Origin of the sequence: Streptomyces sp. NBC_00057 (assembly GCF_045041165.1) — a bacterium.
Lineage (GTDB): Bacteria > Actinomycetota > Actinomycetes > Streptomycetales > Streptomycetaceae > Streptomyces.
The window spans coordinates 4,424,517-4,445,586 of the sequence record NZ_CP108256.1; the positions used below are offsets into that span (position 1 = coordinate 4,424,517).

At 69.5% G+C, this 21,070-nt stretch carries 18 protein-coding genes and 1 pseudogene; 5 read left to right on the top strand and 14 right to left on the bottom strand.

Annotated elements, in window-relative coordinates; genetic code table 11:
* Positions 1-40: 40 nt before the first annotated feature.
* Positions 41-277, bottom strand: coding sequence for a hypothetical protein (locus tag OG953_RS20750; RefSeq protein WP_405686023.1), 237 nt, complete (start codon positions 275-277; stop codon positions 41-43).
* A gap of 219 nt (positions 278-496) precedes the next feature.
* On the opposite strand from OG953_RS20750, the pseudogene OG953_RS20755 reads away from it, so the two are divergent.
* The 3 genes and pseudogenes from OG953_RS20755 to OG953_RS20765 all read left to right on the top strand — a co-directional run.
* Positions 497-892: pseudogene (locus OG953_RS20755) on the top strand (cytochrome P450); the annotation flags it as partial.
* Between the two features lie 51 nt (positions 893-943).
* Positions 944-2,638 (top strand): PucR family transcriptional regulator, encoded by a 1,695-nt coding sequence (locus OG953_RS20760; protein WP_405686025.1) that lies wholly within the window; start codon positions 944-946, stop codon positions 2,636-2,638.
* Positions 2,639-2,770: 132 nt separating this feature from the next.
* The gene (locus OG953_RS20765) at positions 2,771-4,129 is read left to right on the top strand and encodes a diaminopimelate decarboxylase (RefSeq protein ID WP_405686027.1); all 1,359 of its coding nucleotides are present in this window, start codon (positions 2,771-2,773) and stop codon (positions 4,127-4,129) included.
* Positions 4,130-4,202: 73 nt separating this feature from the next.
* Here OG953_RS20765 and OG953_RS20770 read toward each other — a convergent pair whose 3' ends face one another.
* From OG953_RS20770 to OG953_RS20830, 13 genes are all read right to left on the bottom strand, one after another.
* Positions 4,203-4,733: a discoidin domain-containing protein gene (locus tag OG953_RS20770; RefSeq protein ID WP_405686028.1), complete on the bottom strand. Its 531-nt coding sequence runs from the start codon at positions 4,731-4,733 to the stop codon at positions 4,203-4,205.
* A 650-nt stretch (positions 4,734-5,383) separates the two neighbouring features.
* Positions 5,384-5,917, bottom strand: coding sequence for a phage tail protein (locus tag OG953_RS20775; protein WP_093896032.1), 534 nt, complete (start codon positions 5,915-5,917; stop codon positions 5,384-5,386).
* Positions 5,918-5,922: 5 nt separating this feature from the next.
* Positions 5,923-7,881 (bottom strand): putative baseplate assembly protein, encoded by a 1,959-nt coding sequence (locus OG953_RS20780; protein WP_405686029.1) that lies wholly within the window; start codon positions 7,879-7,881, stop codon positions 5,923-5,925.
* The gene (locus OG953_RS20785; protein WP_329839130.1) at positions 7,878-8,291 is read right to left on the bottom strand and encodes a GPW/gp25 family protein; all 414 of its coding nucleotides are present in this window, start codon (positions 8,289-8,291) and stop codon (positions 7,878-7,880) included. Before OG953_RS20785 ends, OG953_RS20780 begins: the two co-directional genes overlap by 4 nt.
* A 6-nt stretch (positions 8,292-8,297) precedes the next feature.
* Positions 8,298-8,591, bottom strand: a complete 294-nt coding sequence (locus OG953_RS20790) for a PAAR domain-containing protein (RefSeq protein WP_405686030.1) — start codon at positions 8,589-8,591, stop codon at positions 8,298-8,300.
* A gap of 36 nt (positions 8,592-8,627) precedes the next feature.
* Entirely contained in the window at positions 8,628-10,670 is a 2,043-nt protein-coding gene (locus OG953_RS20795; protein WP_405686032.1) for a VgrG-related protein, read from the bottom strand.
* Positions 10,670-11,473, bottom strand: coding sequence for a peptidase M23 (locus tag OG953_RS20800; RefSeq protein WP_405686033.1), 804 nt, complete (start codon positions 11,471-11,473; stop codon positions 10,670-10,672). Before OG953_RS20800 ends, OG953_RS20795 begins: the two co-directional genes overlap by 1 nt.
* A 5-nt stretch (positions 11,474-11,478) precedes the next feature.
* Positions 11,479-11,916, bottom strand: coding sequence for a phage tail protein (locus tag OG953_RS20805; protein ID WP_072488542.1), 438 nt, complete (start codon positions 11,914-11,916; stop codon positions 11,479-11,481).
* Positions 11,917-11,982: 66 nt separating this feature from the next.
* Positions 11,983-13,746: a hypothetical protein gene (locus tag OG953_RS20810; protein WP_405686035.1), complete on the bottom strand. Its 1,764-nt coding sequence runs from the start codon at positions 13,744-13,746 to the stop codon at positions 11,983-11,985.
* A gap of 29 nt (positions 13,747-13,775) precedes the next feature.
* On the bottom strand, positions 13,776-13,919 hold the full coding sequence (locus OG953_RS20815; RefSeq protein ID WP_093896703.1) for a DUF6760 family protein: 144 nt from the start codon (positions 13,917-13,919) through the stop codon (positions 13,776-13,778).
* Positions 13,916-14,377 carry a hypothetical protein gene (locus tag OG953_RS20820; protein WP_405686037.1) on the bottom strand — a complete coding sequence of 154 codons (462 nt, stop codon included), beginning with the start codon at positions 14,375-14,377 and terminating at the stop codon, positions 13,916-13,918. Before OG953_RS20820 ends, OG953_RS20815 begins: the two co-directional genes overlap by 4 nt.
* Positions 14,377-14,820: a phage tail protein gene (locus tag OG953_RS20825; protein ID WP_072488539.1), complete on the bottom strand. Its 444-nt coding sequence runs from the start codon at positions 14,818-14,820 to the stop codon at positions 14,377-14,379. Before OG953_RS20825 ends, OG953_RS20820 begins: the two co-directional genes overlap by 1 nt.
* 55 nt (positions 14,821-14,875) lie before the next feature.
* Complete coding sequence (locus OG953_RS20830) at positions 14,876-16,417, bottom strand: phage tail sheath family protein (RefSeq protein ID WP_405686039.1); 1,542 nt, start codon at positions 16,415-16,417, stop codon at positions 14,876-14,878.
* A gap of 232 nt (positions 16,418-16,649) precedes the next feature.
* Here OG953_RS20830 and OG953_RS20835 point away from each other — a divergent pair, with 232 nt between their 5' ends.
* Entirely contained in the window at positions 16,650-20,342 is a 3,693-nt protein-coding gene (locus OG953_RS20835; RefSeq protein WP_405686041.1) for a hypothetical protein, read from the top strand.
* Between the two features lie 5 nt (positions 20,343-20,347).
* Positions 20,348-21,025 (top strand): hypothetical protein, encoded by a 678-nt coding sequence (locus OG953_RS20840; RefSeq protein ID WP_405686043.1) that lies wholly within the window; start codon positions 20,348-20,350, stop codon positions 21,023-21,025.
* The last annotated feature ends 45 nt before the right edge of the window (positions 21,026-21,070 follow it).

Genomic DNA, 21,070 nt, shown 5'->3' on the forward strand with positions numbered 1-21,070 from the left:
GGACAAAATTTCAGGTTTCGACGCCCAGGACCGCGGCCGGTCAGCGGTGGTTCTTCCAGAACAGGCAGTTGTGATCCCTCGCGAAGTCCGCGCGCTGCCAGGCGTCCGAGGCCGGCGTCTGTACGTGACCGTCTGCGCCGCGGAAGCCCGGCCAGTCCGTCCGGCCCGTGCGGGCGAAGTCCACCCAGGTGCTGATCATCCGGTCGCAAAACCGGGCCTGCTCCTCCTTCACGTCCTGGAACAGGGCCAGGTCGAACAGGTAGGCCAGCTCGGACATGTGCTGGGCGCGCTGGTCGAAGCTCGGTGCCGGGTAGCCGTTGAACCAAGGAGTCTTCCGTCCGAAGCCTCGGCAGCGTCCAGCTCGCGCTGATGTCCGGCGTGATGATCCAGCACTTCAGCGACCCGGCCACCGTGCCCTCCGCCGCCGAAGTGCTCCAAGGGCTGCGCGGCCTGGCCGACCTCGCACGCTGAGGCGCATGAGGCGCCCTCGGCCTCGCCGCCTGTGGAGGAACTCCTGCGCTTCGAGCCTCCCGTGCAGTTGCTTCCGCAGCGCACCACGCTCGCGGACATCGACATCTGCGGCGTCACCATCCCCAAGGGCGCATCCGTCTGGCTCCTCCTGGCCTCCGGCAACCGGGACCCGCAACGGTTCCCCGACCCCGACCGCTTCGACCCGGACCGGAAGGACAACCAGAACCTCGGTTTCGGCAGCGGCATCCACAACTGCTTCGGCGCGCCGCTCGCCCGTCTGGAGGCGCAGCTCGCCCTGACCGAGCTCGCCCGCAGGCTCAACAGCCCCCGCCTGGTCGAGGACCCGCCTCCGTACCGCCGGAACGCCGTGCTGCGCGGCCCCCGCCACCTGAACATCGCGTTCGACGGATTCCACGCATAGCGGGTGTCCGGCCCATGGCTCCCGCCGGGAACCGCCGACCATGATGGGTGGATGCCGACGCATGAACCGGACCGGCGCGACACCGGGCCCTCGCTGGAGCAGATCCTCGGGCTGATCGCCCCCGGAATGCTCGATGTCGTCGTGGCGCCGCGCGGTACCGGCGTGCCGGTGGCCGATGTGGTGCTGCACGATCCCGGTGAGGAACGGGACGCCGATGCCCGAGCGGCGTCCGGGCTGATCCTGCTCGCCGTCGGTGTGGAGGTCGCCTCGCCCGAGGCGATCGACGTGCTGCGCGACGCCGACCGGGCCGGAGCCGCGGCCGTGGTCATGCGGCGGGGCGGTCGCGGGCCGCGGGCGGCACTGGTGGAGGCGGCCGGTCAGGGACGTACGGCGTTGCTGACCCGGCGGCCGGGGCATGGGTGGACGGAGGTGCTCGGTCGGTTGCGGACCGCTCTGGTGCACAGCGCCCCGGCCTTTTCCGCCACCGAATCGGTCGGCACCGACGGGGTGGGCGGGCTCCGGCTCGGCGATCTGTCGGGGCTGGCCAATACGGTGGCGGACCTGGTCGGCGGTGCCATCACGATCGAGGATCCGCAGTCGCGGGTGCTGGCCTACTCGCGGATGGACCACGAACCCGATCCGATGCGCCGGCTGACGATCCTCGGGCAGGAGGTCCCTCGCTGGCGGGTCGACGAACTGCGCGAGAGCGGCTTCTTCCAGGCGCTGTGGAGCACCGACGACGTGGTGCGCCGGCCCGCCGACGACCGGTCCGCCGAGCGGCTGGCCATCGCCGTGCGCCACGGGTCCGAGGTGCTCGGGTCCATCTGGGCCGCCGCCGACGGTCGGCCGCTCACCGAGGGTGCGGCAGCGGCGCTGCGCACGGCTGCCCGGGCCGCCGTACCGCATCTGTCCCACCATCGGACGTGGGGCCGGGCGGCGGCCAGGGCGCGGGAGGAGTCGGTGCACGCGCTCCTGGACGGGACCGCGCACCCGTCGCAGGCCGCGCACGATGCCGGGATCGCGGCGGACCGGCCGTACGCGGTGATGGTGGCGGAGGCGTACGACAGCCTGGCGGGCGGCGCCGCGTCCGTGGGCGGCGCCGAGCAGCGGGTTCTGGATGTGCTCGCGTTGCAGGCCGCCGCGTACCGGCCGGGGTGCGTGACCGCGCGGTCCGGGCGGCGGCTGTACGTCCTGGTCCCTGCGAGCAACGGTGAGGCCGATCCGGCGCGCACCCTGCTGGCGACGGCCCGCTCGGTGCCGCGCAGTGTGGTGTTCGCGGGCGTCGGGCCATTGGCAGCGGACCTGTCGGGGCTGCCCGCGTCGCGGGAGGCCGCGGAGCTGGTGGTGCGGGTGCTGCGGGAACGGGCTGCGGGGCTGCCGGTCGCGGAGGTGGTGTCGGCGGTGGCGGCGTTCGGCGAGGTGGTCGCCGACACGTCGGTGCTCCGGGTGCTCGACCGGGTCGAGCCGTTGTGGAAGTCGCTGTCGGGGCCCGTGCACGCGATGGTGGAGCACGACCGCGCGCACGGTTCGGAGTACGGCGCGTCGGTCGCCGCCTACCTCGACGCGTTCGGCGATACGGGCACGGCCGCGCGGCGCCTGAATGTGCACCCCAACACCTTGCGGTACCGGTTGCGCCGGGCCCGGGAGCTGTTCGGCGTCGATCTGGCCGACCCGACCGTGCGGCTCCTCGCGGACATCGGGCTGCGCATCGCGGCTCGCAGAGCGCACGGGTCGAGCAGCCGTTGATCGTCGAGCTGTCCGGTGCGACAAAGGAATCGGGCAGGCATCGTCGTGTCGGTCGAAGACGCGCCTTCCCCTCCGCGTCGAAGCTGTACGTACAGCCGACGCGACAGATGGAGGGTTGTTGTTGTGGTTCACATGACTTCCGGTTCGGCAGCCCGCTCAGCAGTCGAGCAGCGCGGTACCCGGCGTGCGGCGGCGCTGGCGCGTGCCGTCGAGGACGGGCTGCTCGGTCCGCGCTCGCCCGTGGTCGGCCTGCTCGACGTGGACGGTGTGCTCGCCGCCGTCGACGCGCTGAACGAGGCGTTCCAAGGACCCGCCCCGGTACGGCACACGTTCGCGGCCAAGGCGTGCGGCCTGGTGCCCGTGCTGCGGCTGCTCGCCGAGGCCGGGATGGGCTGCGAGGTGGCCTCGCCCGGTGAACTGGAACAGGCGCTGGCGGCCGGGTTCCCGTACGACCGGCTGGTCTTCGACAGCCCCGCGAAGACGGTCGAGGAGCTGGAGTTCGCCCTCACCCATGGCATCGCGATCAACCTGGACAACTTCCAGGAGATGGCCCGCGTCGACCGTCTGCTGGCCGGGCGACCGGCCGCCGGACCGATCGGGCTGCGGGTGAACCCCCAGGTGGGGGCGGGTGCCATCGATGCGATGAGCACCGCGACCGCGACCTCGAAATTCGGCGTCGCACTGCGCGATCCCGGGGCGGTCGACGAGGTGATCGACGCCTTCGCGCGCCGTCCGTGGCTCAACCGCCTGCACGCACACGTCGGCTCCCAGGGCTGCCCGCTGCCGCTCATCGCCGAGGGCATCCGCGTCGCGTACGAACTGGCCGAGCGCATCAACGCACAGCTGGGCCGCGCGCAGATCACCGGGCTCGACATCGGCGGCGGCCTGCCCGTCAACTTCGACAGCGAGGACGACCGCCCTACGTACGCCGACTACGTCACCGAGCTCCGCGGCGCCGTACCCGGTCTGTTCGACGGGCGCTACACCCTGATCACGGAGTTCGGCCGTTCCCTGCTGGCCAAGAGCGGAACAGTCGCAACGGTCGTGGAATACACCAAGTCCGCCGGGGGGCGGCAGATCGCGGTAACGCACGCGGGGGCCCAGGTGGCCACCCGTACGGTGTTCATGCCCGGTGCGTGGCCGCTCCGCGTCGGGGTGTTCGACGCCGCGGGCCGCCCCAAGCAGGGCCCGACCGAGATCGTCGACATCGCGGGCCCGTGCTGTTTCGCGGGGGACCTGACCGCGACCGGGCGCGAGCTCCCGGTCATCGAGCCCGGCGACGTGGTGGCGCTCCATGACACCGGGGCGTACTACTTCTCGTCGCACTTCTCGTACAACTCGCTGCCGCGGCCTGCCGTGTACGGCTACCGGACGGGTGCCGACGGGCGGGTGCACTTCGCGCTCGTACGCGAGGCGCAGAGCGTGCGCGAGGTCGTCGAGGAGAGCGGCCTCGCGCAGGCGGGCGCACTGGTGGCCCTGCGCGCGGACTGATCGTCTCCGTGTTCGGCGGGGCCGGCGTCGCTCATCCGGGGCGGTCCTTCGAGCGTCGGCGGTCCTTGCCGGGTCAGGGCCTTCGGCCGAAGAACTCGACCTCGGCGACGGCCAGTCGACGGCCGGGGCCCGCTCCATGGGTGGCGTCCGTCGTGAGGCGGGCCCGGACGATCTCCGAACCGCGGACGTCGAAGGTCTGCTGACCTGGCTGGTCCTTGACCCGGATCTCCTTGGCTACCCGGCTTCCGTCGGCGGAGGTGAGCAGTACGGTGATCCTGGCCGGGCGGGCCTGGGTGAGGAACTCGTCCTTCTTGGCCGACGTACCGGAGAAGACGACCAGCTTCAGCACGCGTACCGGCTGCTCGAAGTCGCACTCCAGGTACTGGCCCACACCGGCGTCGGGACCTGCGGCCGAGGGCGCCCAGTAACGATTGTTGAAACCGTCGAACGCCGCACCCGCCGGGTGGCCCGGAGCCCTGCTGGAGGCCCGGAACCGGGTGGGCGGCACCGCCTCCGGCGTCCCGGTCTCGTCCTTGGCGAAGCCGAACCAGCCGGACACATGCGGCAGGGCGAACCAGACGCCGCACGCCACCACGATCAGCACGATCGGAAGCGCCAGACCGGGGCGGCGCCACAACCGACGCCGCGGCCGGGTACCGGCGGTGGGCGCCTGACGCGGTCGCCTTCGGAGGATCCGACGCCACCAGGGGGGCCGGACCTCGGGAGGCGGACCCGGGTCCAGGAGCAGGGCACAGCGGATGCACAGGGTGCGGTCCGGGGCGTTCTCCGCGCGGCAGTTGGGGCAGCGAATGGGTGGGGCGGCAGGTGGACCCGGGGGTGTGTTCGTGGGTCCCGGCGGTACGTCGGGCAGCGCCTCGGGCCCCGGCACCGACTCGTCCGGCTCGTCACCGGGGCGACGCGGGGCGGCCGCGGCAACGGGGGGTGGGGGCGCGGGCTGGGGTTGCGGCTGTGGCTGTGGCTGTTGTCGGGGCTGTTGTTGGGGTGACGGCTGGGGCTGTGGCTGTGGCTGTTGTCGGGGCTGTTGTTGGGGTGACGGCTGGGGCTGTGGCTGTGGCTGTTGTCGGGGCTGTTGTTGGGGTGACGGCTGGGGCTGTGGTGATGGCTGTGGCGCGGGAGAAGGGCCCGCAGAGGACGCCGAGGAACCCCCGTCCGCCCCCTCCCACTCCAGGAACGCCTGGCACGACGTACAGAACTGCGTCCCCGGCGCATTGCTCTGCCCGCACGCCTCACAGATCACGAGACCTCCAGGTCGAAGCCCACATGCGCCGGTATCTCCATACGGATCAGCTCCTCCAGCCGCACCCGGTCGACTTGGTACGGCTGCGAGGCCCGGACCCGGACCGTCACCCACGGCCGCGGGCCGCCCGGGAACTGTGTGTGCGGCGTCGACGACCACGCCGTGCCGCCGCTCTCGACGATGTCCGGCTCGATCCCGGTCTCCAGGAACACCGCCTCCGCCAGCCCACGCCTGGTACCGCGCCTGCTGTGCCGCTCGACCGCGCCCTGTACCGCCGCGCGCCGCTGCTCGACCGGGTGGTCCGCGCGGGTGTCGACGGCCACCCACTGGGCCAGCCAGGCCAGGAAGTCCTCCGGCGCGCTGCGGGGGTCGAGGTGGGCAGGCAGATTGTCGATGGAGAGCAGGACCGGGGCGAGTACGTCGTCGAGCGCCGCGAGGAACCGTTGCAGGAAGTCCTGCTCCAGATAGACCGCCGGGAGCTGCTCGATCAGCGGGTGCGGTGTCGGCAGGCCGGTCACGGCTGTGCGCATGGCGGTCAGGCCTCCCGTACCCGGAGCTGGTGCTCGTAACTGAAGACCAGTGCGTGCCGGTCCAGTGCGATCTTGGTGGTGGGTTCGCCGCGCTGCCCGGTCACGGGGTCCGCGGGAAAGAGGCGTACGTCCTCCACCAGATCCACCCCCGGCACCTGTTGCAGTACGGCGAACGCCTCGCCCGACTGGATCGGCCGGCCGAACGGCCAGCCCTCGCCGCCGGGTCCGCCGCTCAGCGGGTTGAAGTAGCTGTAGAGGGCTGCCAGCGCCTCCTCGCGTACCCGTTCCAGCACGGCACCTCTGCGGGCCTGGACCGAGGCGACCACGGTGACCCCCTGGTAGTAGGGCGGTTCGACAACCAACCGGGCGCCGATGGGCCGCCGTTCGTCCAGATGGCCCGCGATCAGGGCGAGGGTGTGCTGCGGCGGGATGAGCTCGTTGAACTGGATCCGGCCCTGCTCGTCGCTGCGTCCGGCCGGTACGACGAGCAGCCGCACCCCGCCCGCCTCGACGTCCGAGTCCCCGCCGGCCGGAATGCACTGCACCCTGGACGCGTCGGGTGCGACCTCGCGGGCCAGCAGTTCGTAGTCGTGCGGTACGACGGCCCGGTGCAGGGTCCGCAGGGTCATCGGCCCGCGTACCCGTGCGCTGTCCACCGTCTCGCCGTCGACTCCGCCGAGCGCGGGGCGCCGGTTCTCCACCCGGGCCACGTACGGGATCGCGCTGCGCAGCACCCGGAGCGTGGAGCGGGCGACATTGCCACGCAGTCCACCGCCGGTGCGGTACGAACGCACACGTACGGCGGCGCCCTTCGGCGGTACCGCGCCGTAGTAGCGGATGGAGCCGTCCCGTTCCCGTACCGCCGGACCGAATTCGACCCGACCCGAGTTGGGGTCGAGCGTGATGTGCCGGTCGTCGGGTCCGGAGTGCGCGAAGTCGTCGACGCGGGTCCACTCCGTGCCCTGCGGGCCCCCCGCCGGATCCGCGACGTCGACGACGAAATCGCCGGGCACCACCGGCGGGCGGCTCACCGTGAAGGTCTGTCCGGGTACGCCTTCGGCCGGGCCGAGCACCTCGTCGGTCACGGTCTCGGCGTGGACCGCCCCGACGGTCGCGCCGATCGTGAACGCCGTGATCCGGCGCACCACCGGAGACGCCATGTAGGTGGGCTGCCCTGGGGTGGCCTCCACCAGGCGGCAGCGCAGCCAGCCGCCGGTCCGGCGCACGACGACGGCCGGGGTATGTCCCTCAGGAAGGTGCAGGATCAGCTCTCCGGACCGGTTGAAGCCGCCGGTGTCGTCCTTCTCGACCTCGCAGACCGTCCAGGCACTGCCGTCCCAGGCCTCCCAGAGCAACGGCGGCCGCAGCGGATCCACGCCGACGCCCTCGACCGCGCAGTCCAGCCGCAGCACGACGACTCCCGACGGGACGGCGGCCGACAGGCCCACATAGAGGGCGTCGCCGGGCGCGGGCGTGGTGTCGAAGCAGGGGACGGCCCGGCCGAGCGTGAGTTCCTCGGTACGGTCGACGGCGTCGCCGGACGTCGGCCAGGTGGCGAGATGGGCGAACTCGCACGGCGCGATCGACAGTTCACGGCCGGTCGTGAACACGACCGCTTCCTCGGTCTCCGTACGGACGGTCGCCACCTCCGTACCGGCCCTCACCCGTACCGGTTCGGGCTGCGGCGCGGAGAGCCTGAACGTCACATCGGTGTGGGCGGCCGTGGGCGGGTGGAGCCGGACCCCGATCAGGTCGAGGAAGGTCAGATAGCTCTTCTCCGGGACCCGGTTCACCCGGTAGACGAGCTGGTCGACCATGGTCGCGAAGGCCTCGATGAGGGTCACGCCGGGATCCGACACATTGTGGTCGGTCCACTCGGGGCAGCGCTGCTGGACGAGCCGTTTCGCCTCGTCGACCAGGCCCTGGAAGCGACGGTCGTCCAGATGCGGACTGGGCAGCGTCACGCGCCGTCCACCTCCTCGTGCTGCGGGATCACATAGAACGGAAAGACCAGGTTCCGGGGGTCGTTGGCGCCCCGTACGGTGTAGCCGATGTCGATGTACAGGACTCCGTGGTCGACCTCGTCGAACCGGACGACGACCTCGGTGACCTCGATCCGGGGCTCCCACCGGTCCAGCGCCAGACGTACCTCGTACGCGAGCTGCCCGGCCGTGCCCGCGTCCGCCGGGGCGAACACGTAGTCGTTGATCGCGCAACCGAACTCCGGGCGCATGGGCCGCTCGCCCGGCGACGTGGCCAGGATCAGCCGGATCGACTCCTCCAGCTCGTGCTCGCCACGCACCAGGGCGATGGAACCGGTGGCGTCCGTACGCGGCGGGAAGGCCCAGCCCGCGCCGATGAACTGCTGCCCCATGGACGCTCAGCCTCCGATCAGCACCGTCGGGCACCCGGACACGACGGGCGATCCGCAGGCGGCCAGGTCCCCGACGCGTGCGGCGGGCCGCCCGCCGATCAGCACCGTGGCGCTGCCGGGCGGCGCGATCGCGGACGGCGGATGCACCGCGGGCGGTGGCATCGCGCACAGGTGCGGAGTGCCGACCGTCGCGGCGGGGAGGCCGCCGATGAGCACGGACGGGACACCGGGCGGCCCGACCGTGCCGGGGTGTCCGGTGGGGTCGCCGACCCGTGCGGCTGCCGCCGCGGCTGCTGACATGAAAGCCCGTTCCTCTCGATCGGCGCGTCCGCGCCGTCAATTGATCTTCACCAGGGGTGCGTTGATGGCCAGGGAACTGCCGCCCTTGATGTCGGTCCGCTGTGTTCCGTTGACCGCGACCTGGGCGCCCCGGACGTCCACCGTGCCGCCGGTGGAGAGCTTGACCTCGCCGTTTCCGCCGTCGACCCGAACTCCGCTGCGGGACGTCAACGTGACGCTGTCGCCGCTCAGTTCGAGCGTTCCCTGCCCGCCGTCCAGCGCGACCCCTTGCGCCGCCTTGATGGACACCTGTTGCTTGGCCTCGATGTTCACGCTGCCGTCGCTGTTGATCACGATCACGGTGCCCCTGCGGTCGAGATCGATCTTCAGTTTTCCGTCGCCGGTGAGCAGACGTACGCCCTGCGGCCCGTTGGCGCCGTCCAGGAGCTCCAGCTGGTTGCCGCTCTTGGAGGCGATCGAACGCCGGTTGACCGCCCCGGTGGTCGGGTCGACCAGCTCACCTCCTGGGGCGGGGGGTGCGGCGGGCGTTGCTGCGGGTGAACCGGCGGGCGGCGCACCGGCGGACGGGCCTGTGGACGGGCCGGGTCCGGCGCCCGCCCCGGAGGCACCCGCCTCGGGGCCACCCGGCCCGGACGCGCCACCAGCACTCCCTCCCGACCCGCCGCCGCCGCTGCCCTGCGACGGCCGGTCCTTCCCGTTGTACAGACCGGCGAGGACGTACGGACGATCCAGATGCCCGTGCTCGAATCCCACCAGGACCTCGTCCCCGACCTCGGGGATGAACGCCTCACCGCCACTCGTCCCGCCCGACTGCGCCGTACGCGCCCAGTCGCTCGCGTACTCGTCCGACAGCCAGGGAAACCGCACCTTGACCCGGCCCGAGCCCTCCGGGTCCTGGGTGTCCGTGACCGTCCCGCTGACCAGCCCCGCGCAGCGCGACCCGCCCCCGCCACCGGCTCCGGACCCGCCGGCCCCCGGCCCTCCGCCGGTCAGCCCGAACAGCGAACGCTCCTGCTGACCGGAGACGGTGAGCCAGGTCTCGTACCCGCGTACCGGGTCGAAGACATGCCGCGACGACGTGACCGTGTACCGCCCCTCGAACGGCGCCCCGACCGCGTTGAGCGCCACCGCACTGCCCGCCCGCACCTCCGGGTTCCCCCGGATCACCGCCTCCAGCTCCGCGAACGATCCGGCGATCCGCTCCGCCAGGGCCTTCGCCGCCTGGTCCACCTGCGCCTGTGCCCCGTACGCCGTGTCCGTGACCACGAAACGCGCCTCGCCGAAGGGTGCGGACACCTCGGCCGCGCTCACCCCCAGCTCCAGCGTCGCCGACTTCCCCGCGGGCGCCCGCCCGACGAGCGGCTGCTTGGTCTTGATGTCCCAGCCGCGCACCTCGACCTCGGAGACCTGCTCCGCGGAGGACACCCCGGCCCGGCAGCGCAGCAGATTGCTGCCCATCTCCAGGACCAGCGGATTCCGGTCGGCCCGTGCCGAACCATCGGGTGCGCCGCTCGCCTCCGCGGGTCTGGTGATGTGCAGCTGTCCGTCGAGTACGTACGCCTGCGCGCCCGCCTCCTCCGCCAGATCGCGCACGAACTCCCAGTCCGTGACGTTGGGCTGGGCGATGTGTTCGAGTACGGGGCCGGACACGTCCACCGTCCCCGGCTTCAGCCCGGCGCGCTGGGCCACCTGGGCGCAGATGTCGGCGAGCGTCATGTTCTGGTAGCTGGCCACCCGACGTCCCCGGAACAGCCGGTGCGACTCGTCGAGCCCGCGTACGACGGTGAAGGTGCCGGTCTCGTCGAGCTCCACCTCCAGGGCGGTGACGACCCCTTTCAGTAACGGCTTCGGTGCCGTGTCCCCGCTCGCGCGGGCCAGCAGCCGGGCCTCGCTGCCGATCTTCAGCCCGGTCTGCTCCAGCAGTACCCGGTCCGGATCGCGAAAGCGCAGGAGAAACAGGTCGGGGAGCGTCCGGCTGTCGTCGACGTACCCCTCGACCAGCGTGTTCACGAACTTGGGCGGCAGCGGACTGCCGCCGAACTCCACCACCAGCGCCGTCGCGACGCCCGGCTGCGCCATCAGGACCGCCCTCCGTCCCGGCCCTCTTCGAGCCGGCTCAGCTCGTCGAGCGCGGGGAGCAGCAGCTGCCGTCCGGGGGCCAGCCGCAGCGGGTCGTCGATACCGTTCGCCTCCGCGATCACCCGCCAGGCCGCCGGGTCGCCGTACTCGCGCTGGGCGAGCGACGGCAGCGAGTCCCCGGCGTCCAGCCGGTGCACCCGGCGGGCGGCGAGGGCGCCCGAGGTCGGGTTCTGGCCCGGGGTGTCGCCGCTGATCTCCTCCATCGTCACCTGGCAGACGGCCCGGATCGGCACGCCCGAGGTGGTGAACAGGGTGTACTTCGCCTGTACTTGACTGACGTAGCCGGGGAACCCGGTCAGCCCGCCCCAGTGGAAGACCACCCACGGCGGCGACGAACGCTGCTGCTGACGGGTCTCGTTCGTCGGCACACAGCACGCGAAGAGCTGCTCCACGGAGGTCACCACCCGGGTGTCCTGGGTGTCGCTGGCGTCGAAGAACATCTCCACGGTCAGCTTGCTGGGCTGCGAGCCCTGGTACTCCGGCGGGCCGGAGCTCTTCGCCCCCTTGGCCGGACTCCGCTTCCAGGAAGCGGCCTTGGTGAGGCTCAGCTCCTTGGGATTGAACTGGAAGTCGATCCGCCCGCACGGGCCGCCGGGGGTGAGGCCGCCGCCGGTCGGCGGGGTCCGCAGTTCCAGATAGGCGTGTTCCAGCTTGGGCCTGGCCGAACCTCCCTTGCCCGCCTTCGCGGCCGACGCCCCGGACGTACCGGCGGCACTGAAGGCGATGGGACCCGCACCGCTCACGACGGTCAGCCCTCCATCACATAGCCGTGATGGGCGATCTCGATCGTCTCCATCGCGACCTTGGGCGATTCCGGGGTGAAGGAGGGGCCGGTCCAACGGACGGGCACGACCTCCAGCAGCCCCCACTGGGCCACCTTCTGCCCGTCCCCGGTTCGCGCCTCGATGTGCGCCGTCTTGCGGCTGAACCCGGTCGTCATGGTGGCGAACCAGCGCGCCACCTTCTCGGTCTCCTTGGTCAGCGGCCTGGACAGCTTGACGTTCGAGTACTTCAGGCGGGTCGGCAGCTGCCACAGATGCCCGTTGTTGCCGCCCTCCTCCCTTGTTTCGAGCACCACTTCACAGCCCAGCCCGTCACATGTGTTGAACGATCCGAGCTCGATGTCGTCGATCGTGACGACGAAGCAGACACTGACGGCGGGATCGTTTTCCTGGGCGGTGGCCATGGCGCGTACCTCTCGATTCAGTGCCTGGTGTGAATCTCAGTGCCTGGTGCTTCAGTGCCTGGTGCTTCAGTGCCTGGTGTTGATGAGAAATCCCGCTCGTTCGCGTTCCAGCCGCAGATCCGCCTTGAAGAGCCTGCTGAGCGGCGGGTACAGGGCGCGTACCAACTCGTCGGTGACGACGGGCGCACCTCCTGGGGCGGCGCCGTGGCCGGGAGCGCCGGGCGCGCCGTGGCCCTCGGCCGCGGGTCCGGGTTCCGGTCGGGGCTCCGGGTCGGGTTCGGGCGCGGTCTCCTGGGGCGGATCCGGTGGCGGTGGCTCCTCGGTCCCGGTCTCGCGCTGGACGACGGGCGGCGCGTACGGCGGGGGCGGCGACCCGAACACGACGCTTCCGTCCGCCACCCGCTGGGCGACTCCGGCGGCCACGGCGGCCGAACCGGCCGTGGTGAAGGAGGTCGCGGACGGAGCGGGGGCGGTGGACGGCGTGGCCCGGCCACCGGAAGCCGGCAACGAACGCGGCACCGGCGGCCCTCCGGCTACCTGACGTTGCAGAGCGGGAAGCGTCGGGGAGGAGGGCGTACGCGCGGCCTCCCCCGTACGTTGCAGCGCCGCCGGAAGGGATGCGGTCGGCGTCACCGAGGGCACGCCCTCCCGGTCGGACGTCCAGCGCACCGGAACGGAGTCCGGCGCAGAGAACGGGGAGGACGACGAAGGGGACGGTGGCGAGGCCGACGGCCCGGACGTCGGCCCCGTACCGGCCGGCGGAACCGCTGCCGCCCCGTACTCGGCGGAACGCTGTACCGCGCCGACACCGCCGCGCGGCCCCGCCTGAAGCGTCACGGGCCGGTCGGCGAGCAGCGGCGCGACCGGGTCGGTGGGCGGGGGCGGCGAGAGGGGTGCCTGCGCGGGCACGGCGGGCGTCCGCTGCACCGCCGGTGCGGAATCCGCCGGTGCGGAATCCGCCGGTACGGGCTCCGACGCGGCGGGGAGCAGAGGGGAGTCACCGAGCAGCGGCGCGGTGGGCGCGCCGGAGTCGGGGGCCGGCTCCGGGACTCCGGACTCCCCGGAGAACACAGCGGCCTCAGGGGCCTCGGCGCCCCCGGGAACCTCACCGGCTTCCCCGCCCGACCCCACCGTCTCCGGACCGTCGTGGGCGGCCTGCCGCTGCACCGTGGGCGGCAGTGCGGACATGGGCGCGCCGAGACCGGGCGCCCGCCGGGGCCGGTCCGAGGCCGGAGGCAGCACCGAACGCTGAACGGGCGGGGCCGGGGACGGGAGCGGCGGGGCCGGGGACGGGAGCAACGGCGGGGCGGAGGACTCGGGCGCCGGCTCAGGAACCGAGGCCGTTACGAGGGGCTGCTCGCCCACCAGCCGGCGTACCGGCAGCTCCGCCACGGCTGCCTCCCCGGCCGACGTCATCGCGGGCACACCACTTGCGGCAGCACGTTGCACAGGCGCGGACAGGGTTACGTACCCGGCGGCCCGGACCGGCGGCTCCCCCGCACGCTCCGCGGACCGCTGCACCGGCGACGGGCGCTCCGCGGGAGCCGGGGCGGTGATCCCGTGCAGCAGCCCGGTGGGCGCGTCCGGGCTGACCAGATGCCCGAGGGGTGTCCCGAGCGAGGTGTCCTGCCGGGTGGAGAGCGACCCCTGGAATCCGGAGGGGTCGATGACCAGGTCCTGAGCCCCCAGGGTCCGCTGGATCGGCGGCAGTTGGGACAGATCGACCCGCTCTCGCGGCGGCGCCGGCGGAGCAGCGCCCGCGCTGCCCGCCTCCGCGCCCGTACTCGTCTCCGTGCGCCCGCCACCGCGCAGCCAGGACATCAGGCCCATGGATTTTCCCGCCCTCCCTGCGCTGTTCGCTACTGCCCGTTGAGGCGAGCGATCTGTGCGACGAACCTCAGTCGTTCCGGGTGCTCCAGGTCCAGCAGCTCATCGAGCGGCCAGTGGAAGTGATAGGCGAGGTACGCGACCTCCTCGTAGAGCAGGTCGGCCGCGTACGTCACGATTCCCCCAGGCGGCCACCGGCGAGATTCACCGCGAACTCCTCCTTGCAGGCCGGGCAGGAGACTGCGGCGCGGGTGTGTCCCTCGGCGTTGATCCGCCGGTAGAAGTCCTGGAGGAAGGCCAGGTCGGAGGCGAAGAGGTCCTCGATGATGCCGGGGTGGATGTCGTCGATCGTGCCGATCCGGGTGACGACCCGGGCGATGAGCACGACCGAGAGGTACGCGGAGTTCTCGCGCACCCGGTCGTCCCGCAACGGCACGAGTTCGTCGCGCGCGGTCGCGAGCCGCATGACGCCCGTGTGGTGCACGGCGCCCGTCTCGTCGACGTATCCGCGCGGCAGCTCGAAGGTGAACTCGGTACGGAGCGGCTCCCGTTGACCGGACCGCCGTTCCGTTCCCTCCACCGGATCCGAGCCCGAAGCCGGGGCCGGAGCGGTCGCCTGTGTCGTACGCCGCATCAGTCGAGTTCCATGCTCTCGTAGGTGATCGCGAGCTTCTCCGTCAGGACCGAGGTGTCACCGGCCTTGAGGGTCCCGATCTCCAGGGACTTCGGCCAGGCGTTGATGAGCTTGTAGCGCTTGATGGCGATGCCCTCGTGGTCGTACACGATGACCGCACCGTTGCGGCGGGCCGCGGTCATCCGGCCGAACCGGGAGTCCTTGATCCACCGTTCGAAGCTGTTGTCCTCGGTGAGGCCGCGGGTGACGGTCACCTCACCGGCCTTCGGTCTGCCGGGAAGCTTCTTGATGGCGTAGCGGCCGTCGGCGGTGTTCTGCTTCAGCTCGATGACGTCCTGCTCCATCTTCAGACCACTGACCTCGGTGATCTGCTTGATGACGACGCTGTCGAATTCGAGGCCGAAGGAGGCCCCGACGGTGCTGTCGAGATCGGGAAGTGGCACAACAGGCTCCTTTACGGCTCTTACCGCTTGGTGGACCTAGGGGGACCAGGCCGCGCTACTCGTCGACGCCGCCGGTGCCCCCGGTCAGCTGGGAGAGGCGGAAGACGACGAACTCGGCCGGCCTGACCGGTGCCACCCCGATCTCGCAGATGACCTGACCTGCGTCGATGCTTTCCGGCGGGTTGGTCTCACGGTCGCACTTGACGTAGAACGCCTCTTCCGGGGTGAGCCCGAACAGCGCCCCCTTGCGCCACTCGTTGACCAGGAATGCCGATACCGTGCGCCGGATACGGGCCCACAGGGCGTCGTCGTTCGGTTCGAAGACGACCCACTGCGTACCGGCGAGGATCGACTCCTCCAGGTAGTTGAAGAGGCGCCGGACGTTCAGATAGCGCCAGGCGGGGTCGGAGGCCAGCGTGCGCGCGCCCCAGACCCGGATGCCGCGACCGGGGAAGGACCGGATGCAGTTCAGCCCGATCGGGTTGAGCAGATCGTGTTCGCCCTTGGTCAGCTGGGTCTGCAGGGCGACCGCCCCGCGCACGACCTCGTTGGCCGGGGCCTTGTGCACCCCGCGCGACTCGTCGTTGCGTGCCCAGACCCCGGCGATGTGGCCGCTCGGCGGTACGAGTCGGGCGCGCTCGGACGAGGGGTCGGGAACCCGGATCCAGGGGTAGTAGAGCGTGGCGTACTTGGAGTCGAAGTTGGCGCGGTCGGTGCGCCAGGCGCGGATCTGCTGCGGGCTCAGTCCGGGCGGCGGGTCGAGAATGGCGACGCGGTCGCCCATCAACTCGCAGTGACTGATCAGCCCCTGCTGCACGGCGATGACCGACTCCAGGTCCAGCAGCCCGCGTTCGTACGCGCTCATCAGGTCCGGCACGGCGATGGTCGTGACCTCTTCGACCGCTTCGAGCCCGCCGAACCCGGTCCGGCGGTCGGGGTCGCCGACGTACAGCTCGGGAGTCAGCGCCCCGGCAGCGGGCGCGGCGGGGGCCAGGGTCACGCTCTGCGGCTCGGGTTTGGCCGGAGCGGCGCCGCGGGCCGTCTCGCGTATCTCGATGAGCTCCGACTTGGCGTTGACCCGGGTGGCGACGTTCTCCTTGCTGCGCTTGGTCGTGACGCTCGGGTACGTCTCCGCGACCTGCCCGTCCCGCTTCACGATCAGCTGGAAGACGTCGGAGGGCGGATCGTCCCCCTCCACCTCGGTCACCTCGACGGTGACCTCTCCCGTCACACCGGGGCGCGGCTTCACCGCGTACGGCCCGAGCTGCGTCTCCGACCCCGCGGGCAGCTGCCCGGCGCTCCGTTCGTCGTCCCCGTCCGCCGGGGGCTCGGTGCCGTCACCGATGCGCACCACGTAACAGACGCCGCCACCGTTGGCAAAGAACCCGTACACGGCGGACGCCAGATACGTGCCGTCGACGAAGTCACCGAACGTGCCGGCGAACTGGCTCCAGTTGGTGATCAGCGTCGGCTCGTCGAACGGGCCCTTCCGGGCGAAGCCGACGAAGGCGGCGACCGAGGTGCCCACCCCTTCGATCGGCCGGGACCCGGACTCGATCTCTTCGACGTAGACGCCCGGGGACAGGTACGACGGCATGTGAGTCTCTCCTTGGCCGGGGAACGCCCGCAATTCTTGCGAGAGCGGCGATCACCGGGAACGGACACTCGGCCGCCCACCCGTGCACCGGCCGCTGCCCGATCAGGCAATGCCCCCGCGCTGTACGTACCGCCGGGCGCTGCCCCGACTGCGGTGCGCCTGCCCTGCGTACCGCGCGGGCACTGCGCACACCCTGGGATGCCGACAGGGACATGTACGGCCGGGAGGGCGGATGAAGGCGGTTCCGGAGAAGGACCCCGCCTCTGGCCGTACCGGCGGCGCTTCCCCTCGCACAGATGGCCCGCGTACGGATGTCTCCCGTACGACGACCGCACCGGAGCGCCCACCGGGCGACCGGCCCGCCCCCGACCGCCGCAGCCTGCAACGCCTGCAACGCGCGGCGGGCAACAGGGCTGTCTCCCGCCTGGTCGCCCAGCGCTACACGGCCCCGGTGAAGCCGTCCCCCGCCCAGGCCCCCGGCTTCCGCAAGGTCAAGTCCGACGTAGCCGCGAAGAAACTCCGCCTGGCCCACCACGCCCCCGCCGCCACCGAGTCGAAGTCGGCACAGGACGCGGCCGTCGCACCCCCCGACGACAAGGAGGCCCAGGGCAAGGCGGCGAACGCGGAGAAGATGAATGCCGCGAAGCCCGGCGAGTTCAACAAGCAGGCGTTCATCGACGCGGTGAACAAGGCCATCGACGCCCAGGCCCCGAAGAACCTCGACCAGGCCGACAAGTTCTCCAAGTCCGGCAAGGCCGACAAGATCAAGGACGAGGTCGACGGCAAGGTCAAGGACGGCAAGGACTCCTCCGCCAAGGACATCGACACGGCCACCAAGGCCCCACCGGACACCTCGGCGGCCAAGGACAAACCCGTCACCCCGCTAACCCCCGACCAGCCCCCCGCCAACCCCGGCGCCCCGTCCGCCGCAGACGCGGTCCCGGACAAGCAGCCGGCCTCGGTCACGGACTTCTCCGAAGGCCCGGCCGCCAACGACCAGGCGATGGCGGACGCCGAAGTCACCGAGGACCAACTGGCCAAGGGCAACGAGCCCGAATTCGACCAGGCCCTGTCCACGAAGAAGACAGCGGAAGCCGACTCCGCAAAGGCCCCCGCCAAGGGCAAGGCTGCCGAGGCCCAGCAACTGAGCACCGCAAAGGCCGGAGCGGCGGCCTCCGGGGCGCAGGCCATGAACGCGTTGACCGCGACCAGGACCTCGGCAGGCAAACAGGTAGACGGCGGCAAGGGCGAAACGAAGTCCAAGGACGAGAAGAAGCGCGCCGAGGTCACCGCCAAGCTCCAGAAGGTCTACGACGGAACGAAGAAGGACGTCGAGGAGACCCTGTCCGGCCTCGACAAGAAGGTCGACGAGGCATTCACCTCGGGCGAGAAGGCGGCCCGCGACGCGTTCACCGCCGACCACAAGCGCCGCATGAAGAAGTACAAGGACAAGCGCTACTCAGGCATGTTCGGCCCTGCGAAGTGGGCCAAGGACAAGCTGATGGGCATGCCGAAGGAGGCCAACGACCTCTTCCAGGAGGCCCGCAAGCTCTACGTCTCCCAGATGCAGACGGTCATCTCGTCCGTCGCCGACATCATCGGCACCGAGCTGGGCAAGGCCAAGGCCCGCATAGCCAAGGGCCGAACGGAGCTGAAGGCCGAGGTCGACAAACTCCCCGCAGACCTGCGCGAGTTCGGCCAGGAAGCCGCCACCGACTTCGCGGGCAAGTTCGACGACCTGGAAGCCACGGTCAACGAGAAGTCCGAGCAGCTCGTCCAGGATCTCGCCCAGAAGTACACCGCCGCCCTGAACAAGGTCGACGAGGAGATCAAGAAGCTCCAGGAGGCCAACAAGGGCCTGGTCGACAAGGCGAAGGACGCGATCGTCGGCGTCATCAAGACGATCAACGAACTCAAGAACCTCCTCCTCGGCATCCTCGCCAAGGCCGCCTCCGCCATCATGAAGATCATCAAGGACCCCATCGGGTTCCTCGGCAACCTCGTCAAGGCAGTCGGCGCCGGGCTTCAGCTCTTCGTCACCAACATCGCCGAGCACCTCAAGACCGGCGTCGTGTCCTGGCTGCTGGGCACCGCGGTCAAGGCGGGTCTCGAACTCCCGCAGAAGTTCGACCTCAAGGGCATCATCCAGCTCATCGCCTCCCTCCTCGGCCTGACCTGGGACAACATCCGCGCCCGCATCACCCGCAAGGGCATCCCCGACCAGGCGATGACCGCCGTCGAGTCCTCCGTCCCCGTCGCAAAGAAACTCGCGACGGAAGGCCCCGCAGGCGCCGTCAAGGAAATCGAGTCCGAGGCCGGCGACCTCAAAGCCACCATCCTCGAAAAACTCACCAGCTACCTGATCCCCACCGTCATCATCGCCGGGATCACCTGGATCATCTCCCTCCTCAACCCCGCCTCCGCCTTCGTCCGCGCGGTCAAGGGAATCATCGACATCGTCACGTTCATCGTGAACCAGGGCGCCCAGATCGTGGAGTTCGTCAACGCCGTCCTGGACGCGGTCATCGCCATCGCCAACGGCGGCTCAGCAGGCGTCCCGAAGATGGTCGAAGCGGCACTCGCCGCCAGCGTCCCCCTCCTCATCGGCTTCCTCGCCTCACTCCTCGGAATCGGCAGCCTGGCCAACAAGGTCAAGAGCGTCTTCCACGCCGTCGCCAAACCCGTAAACCGCGCCATCGACAAAATCGTCAACTTCATCGCCAAAAAAGGCAAAGCCCTCTGGAACAAACTCAAAGGAGAAGACGGCAAGGACAGGAAGGACCCCAACCAGGACAAGAAGGATGAGGGACCTTCTTCCTCCAAGCCTGAGCCCGCCGACACACAGTTGTCGATGGACGGCGAAGGGCACACACTCACGGCGACACCCGGTTCAGGTGTCGAAATCGCAAGCCGAAAGAAGAAAGTATCCGAGAAGGCCGAACTCCTTATCTCTAAATTGAAGAGCAAGAAAAAAGCCGATCCACAAAAAGAGGATAAGATCGCAACCCTAACCAAAATCGTAAAATCCGCCAAGAAAGTCGAATCCCTCACCGAGGAGGCAGAGGAGCAGAAAGGCAAGAAGGCCAAGAAGTTGCTTGAATACCCAGGCTTCCCGGCAGCCTTCCGAGACCTCAAGAACAGGATCGTAAATTACGGAACCGAATTCGACGCCAAGGATCTCACAGAAAACGACCTCCTCGACCGCGAAAAGCTTGAAAAGGAGATTCGAGATGACATCATCGCTGTGGCGCGACGCCACGACAAGGAGGGCCCCTACGAGGACGTAATAGAAGAAGTTATTTCCGAGATTAAGAAGAAAGCAAAGATCAAGAAGTACACAGCATACGTCGCTCCTGGCTCGCCCCGCAGCGCCCCCACCACCAAGGACTATCCGAAATGGGATGGAAGGGACATCGTCGACCGTGCCTCCTACCATCTCGTCCACAAATACGGAGCGGATTCCGGCAGCAAATACAACATACTGATTGGCGATCAAAACCTGGTCAGCAGCAAGGCGCTCGCAAGCTTCCAACTACTGCAGCAATCGACAGCGCAGGCCGGAAGCACGTCGGCATCAGACTTAACAAACCGCATGTCCGACGGAATGCTCCGGGCTGGACACTTCAACCCATCGCTGCGTTCACGGTTTGTCGGAACTGTCATTGAAAAACGAATCGCCGGCATGGTTCGAGACGATGAAAACATTAAAACTCTAGGCTCATCACGACCGGGAGACAGCGTTCCGGACTTCCTTATCCTTGACGGCGAGAGGTCCATACCGATAGACATCACCGGGTCGAGTCGCACCTCCATTGCGGAACACATGCAACGCTCCTACGTAAGTCGCGAACCGCAGCTCATCACGTACACGACCATCAGCACAGACATTCTCGAAAAGGTGTTCGAAAAACCCTATAGGAGTTAGGTAGCGTGACTAAGCAATTTGTGAAACAACGGTTCGATGACATCCGAGCTATCGGCTCCGGAAAAGTCATCGAGGACATCGAGCTCGATCGATGCACGTTTGTGGGTCCCGCAACGGTTCAGTGGGACGACCCGAATCCGAGTCTCGTAGTTCGCCGGATCGCAGCAACCAGGTGCACCCTCGACAACGCTGCGGCCATCGGAACCCGATTCGAAAACATCACGGTTGACCACCTAACGATCAAGGGGGGCATGCTCTATCTGACTGGATGCGTATTCTCCCGTGTGAAGCTAAGTGGCAGGATCGGCCCACTTATGGTGATTCCGCCAGAGCCGAAGCCGGGCCAAGAGCTGAGCCCCGATGCCGACCAGGCGATCGCCGATGCGTACAAGGAAGTGGACTGGGCACTTGATATCTCCGAGGCCGAGTTCACCGATGCAGGGTTCTACTATGTGCCTGGAGACCTTATCAGGCGCGACCCGGAAACTCAGTTCCTCTTGCGGCGCGAAAGCCTGGCGAGACTGGATCGCCGCAAACTTCCTGAAGGATCGGGTATTTTCCTCAATCGATTTGAAGGAACTCCATTCAACTCAATTGTTGCAGTTGCCCCCAAGCGATCCCGCCAATTCCAGAGTCTCCTGGAAATTCTTCAAGGTCTTCGCGACGCGGGGGTCGCCGAGTGATTGCCCACATTCCTGGGACTCGATGAAGCGCAAGCAATCGACTCG

Bases quoted from the DNA above. Each gene is read 5' to 3' on its own strand.
- OG953_RS20750 (WP_405686023.1), bottom strand. From the start codon at position 277: ATGTCCGAGCTGGCCTACCTGTTCGACCTGGCCCTGTTCCAGGACGTG.
- OG953_RS20760 (WP_405686025.1), top strand. From the start codon at position 944: ATGCCGACGCATGAACCGGACCGGCGCGACACCGGGCCCTCGCTGGAG.
- OG953_RS20765 (WP_405686027.1), top strand. From the start codon at position 2,771: ATGACTTCCGGTTCGGCAGCCCGCTCAGCAGTCGAGCAGCGCGGTACC.
- OG953_RS20775 (WP_093896032.1), bottom strand. From the start codon at position 5,917: ATGCGCACAGCCGTGACCGGCCTGCCGACACCGCACCCGCTGATCGAG.
- OG953_RS20785 (WP_329839130.1), bottom strand. From the start codon at position 8,291: ATGGGGCAGCAGTTCATCGGCGCGGGCTGGGCCTTCCCGCCGCGTACG.
- OG953_RS20790 (WP_405686030.1), bottom strand. From the start codon at position 8,591: ATGTCAGCAGCCGCGGCGGCAGCCGCACGGGTCGGCGACCCCACCGGA.
- OG953_RS20795 (WP_405686032.1), bottom strand. From the start codon at position 10,670: ATGGCGCAGCCGGGCGTCGCGACGGCGCTGGTGGTGGAGTTCGGCGGC.
- OG953_RS20805 (WP_072488542.1), bottom strand. From the start codon at position 11,916: ATGGCCACCGCCCAGGAAAACGATCCCGCCGTCAGTGTCTGCTTCGTC.
- OG953_RS20810 (WP_405686035.1), bottom strand. From the start codon at position 13,746: ATGGGCCTGATGTCCTGGCTGCGCGGTGGCGGGCGCACGGAGACGAGT.
- OG953_RS20820 (WP_405686037.1), bottom strand. From the start codon at position 14,377: ATGCGGCGTACGACACAGGCGACCGCTCCGGCCCCGGCTTCGGGCTCG.
- OG953_RS20830 (WP_405686039.1), bottom strand. From the start codon at position 16,417: ATGCCGTCGTACCTGTCCCCGGGCGTCTACGTCGAAGAGATCGAGTCC.
- OG953_RS20835 (WP_405686041.1), top strand. From the start codon at position 16,650: ATGAAGGCGGTTCCGGAGAAGGACCCCGCCTCTGGCCGTACCGGCGGC.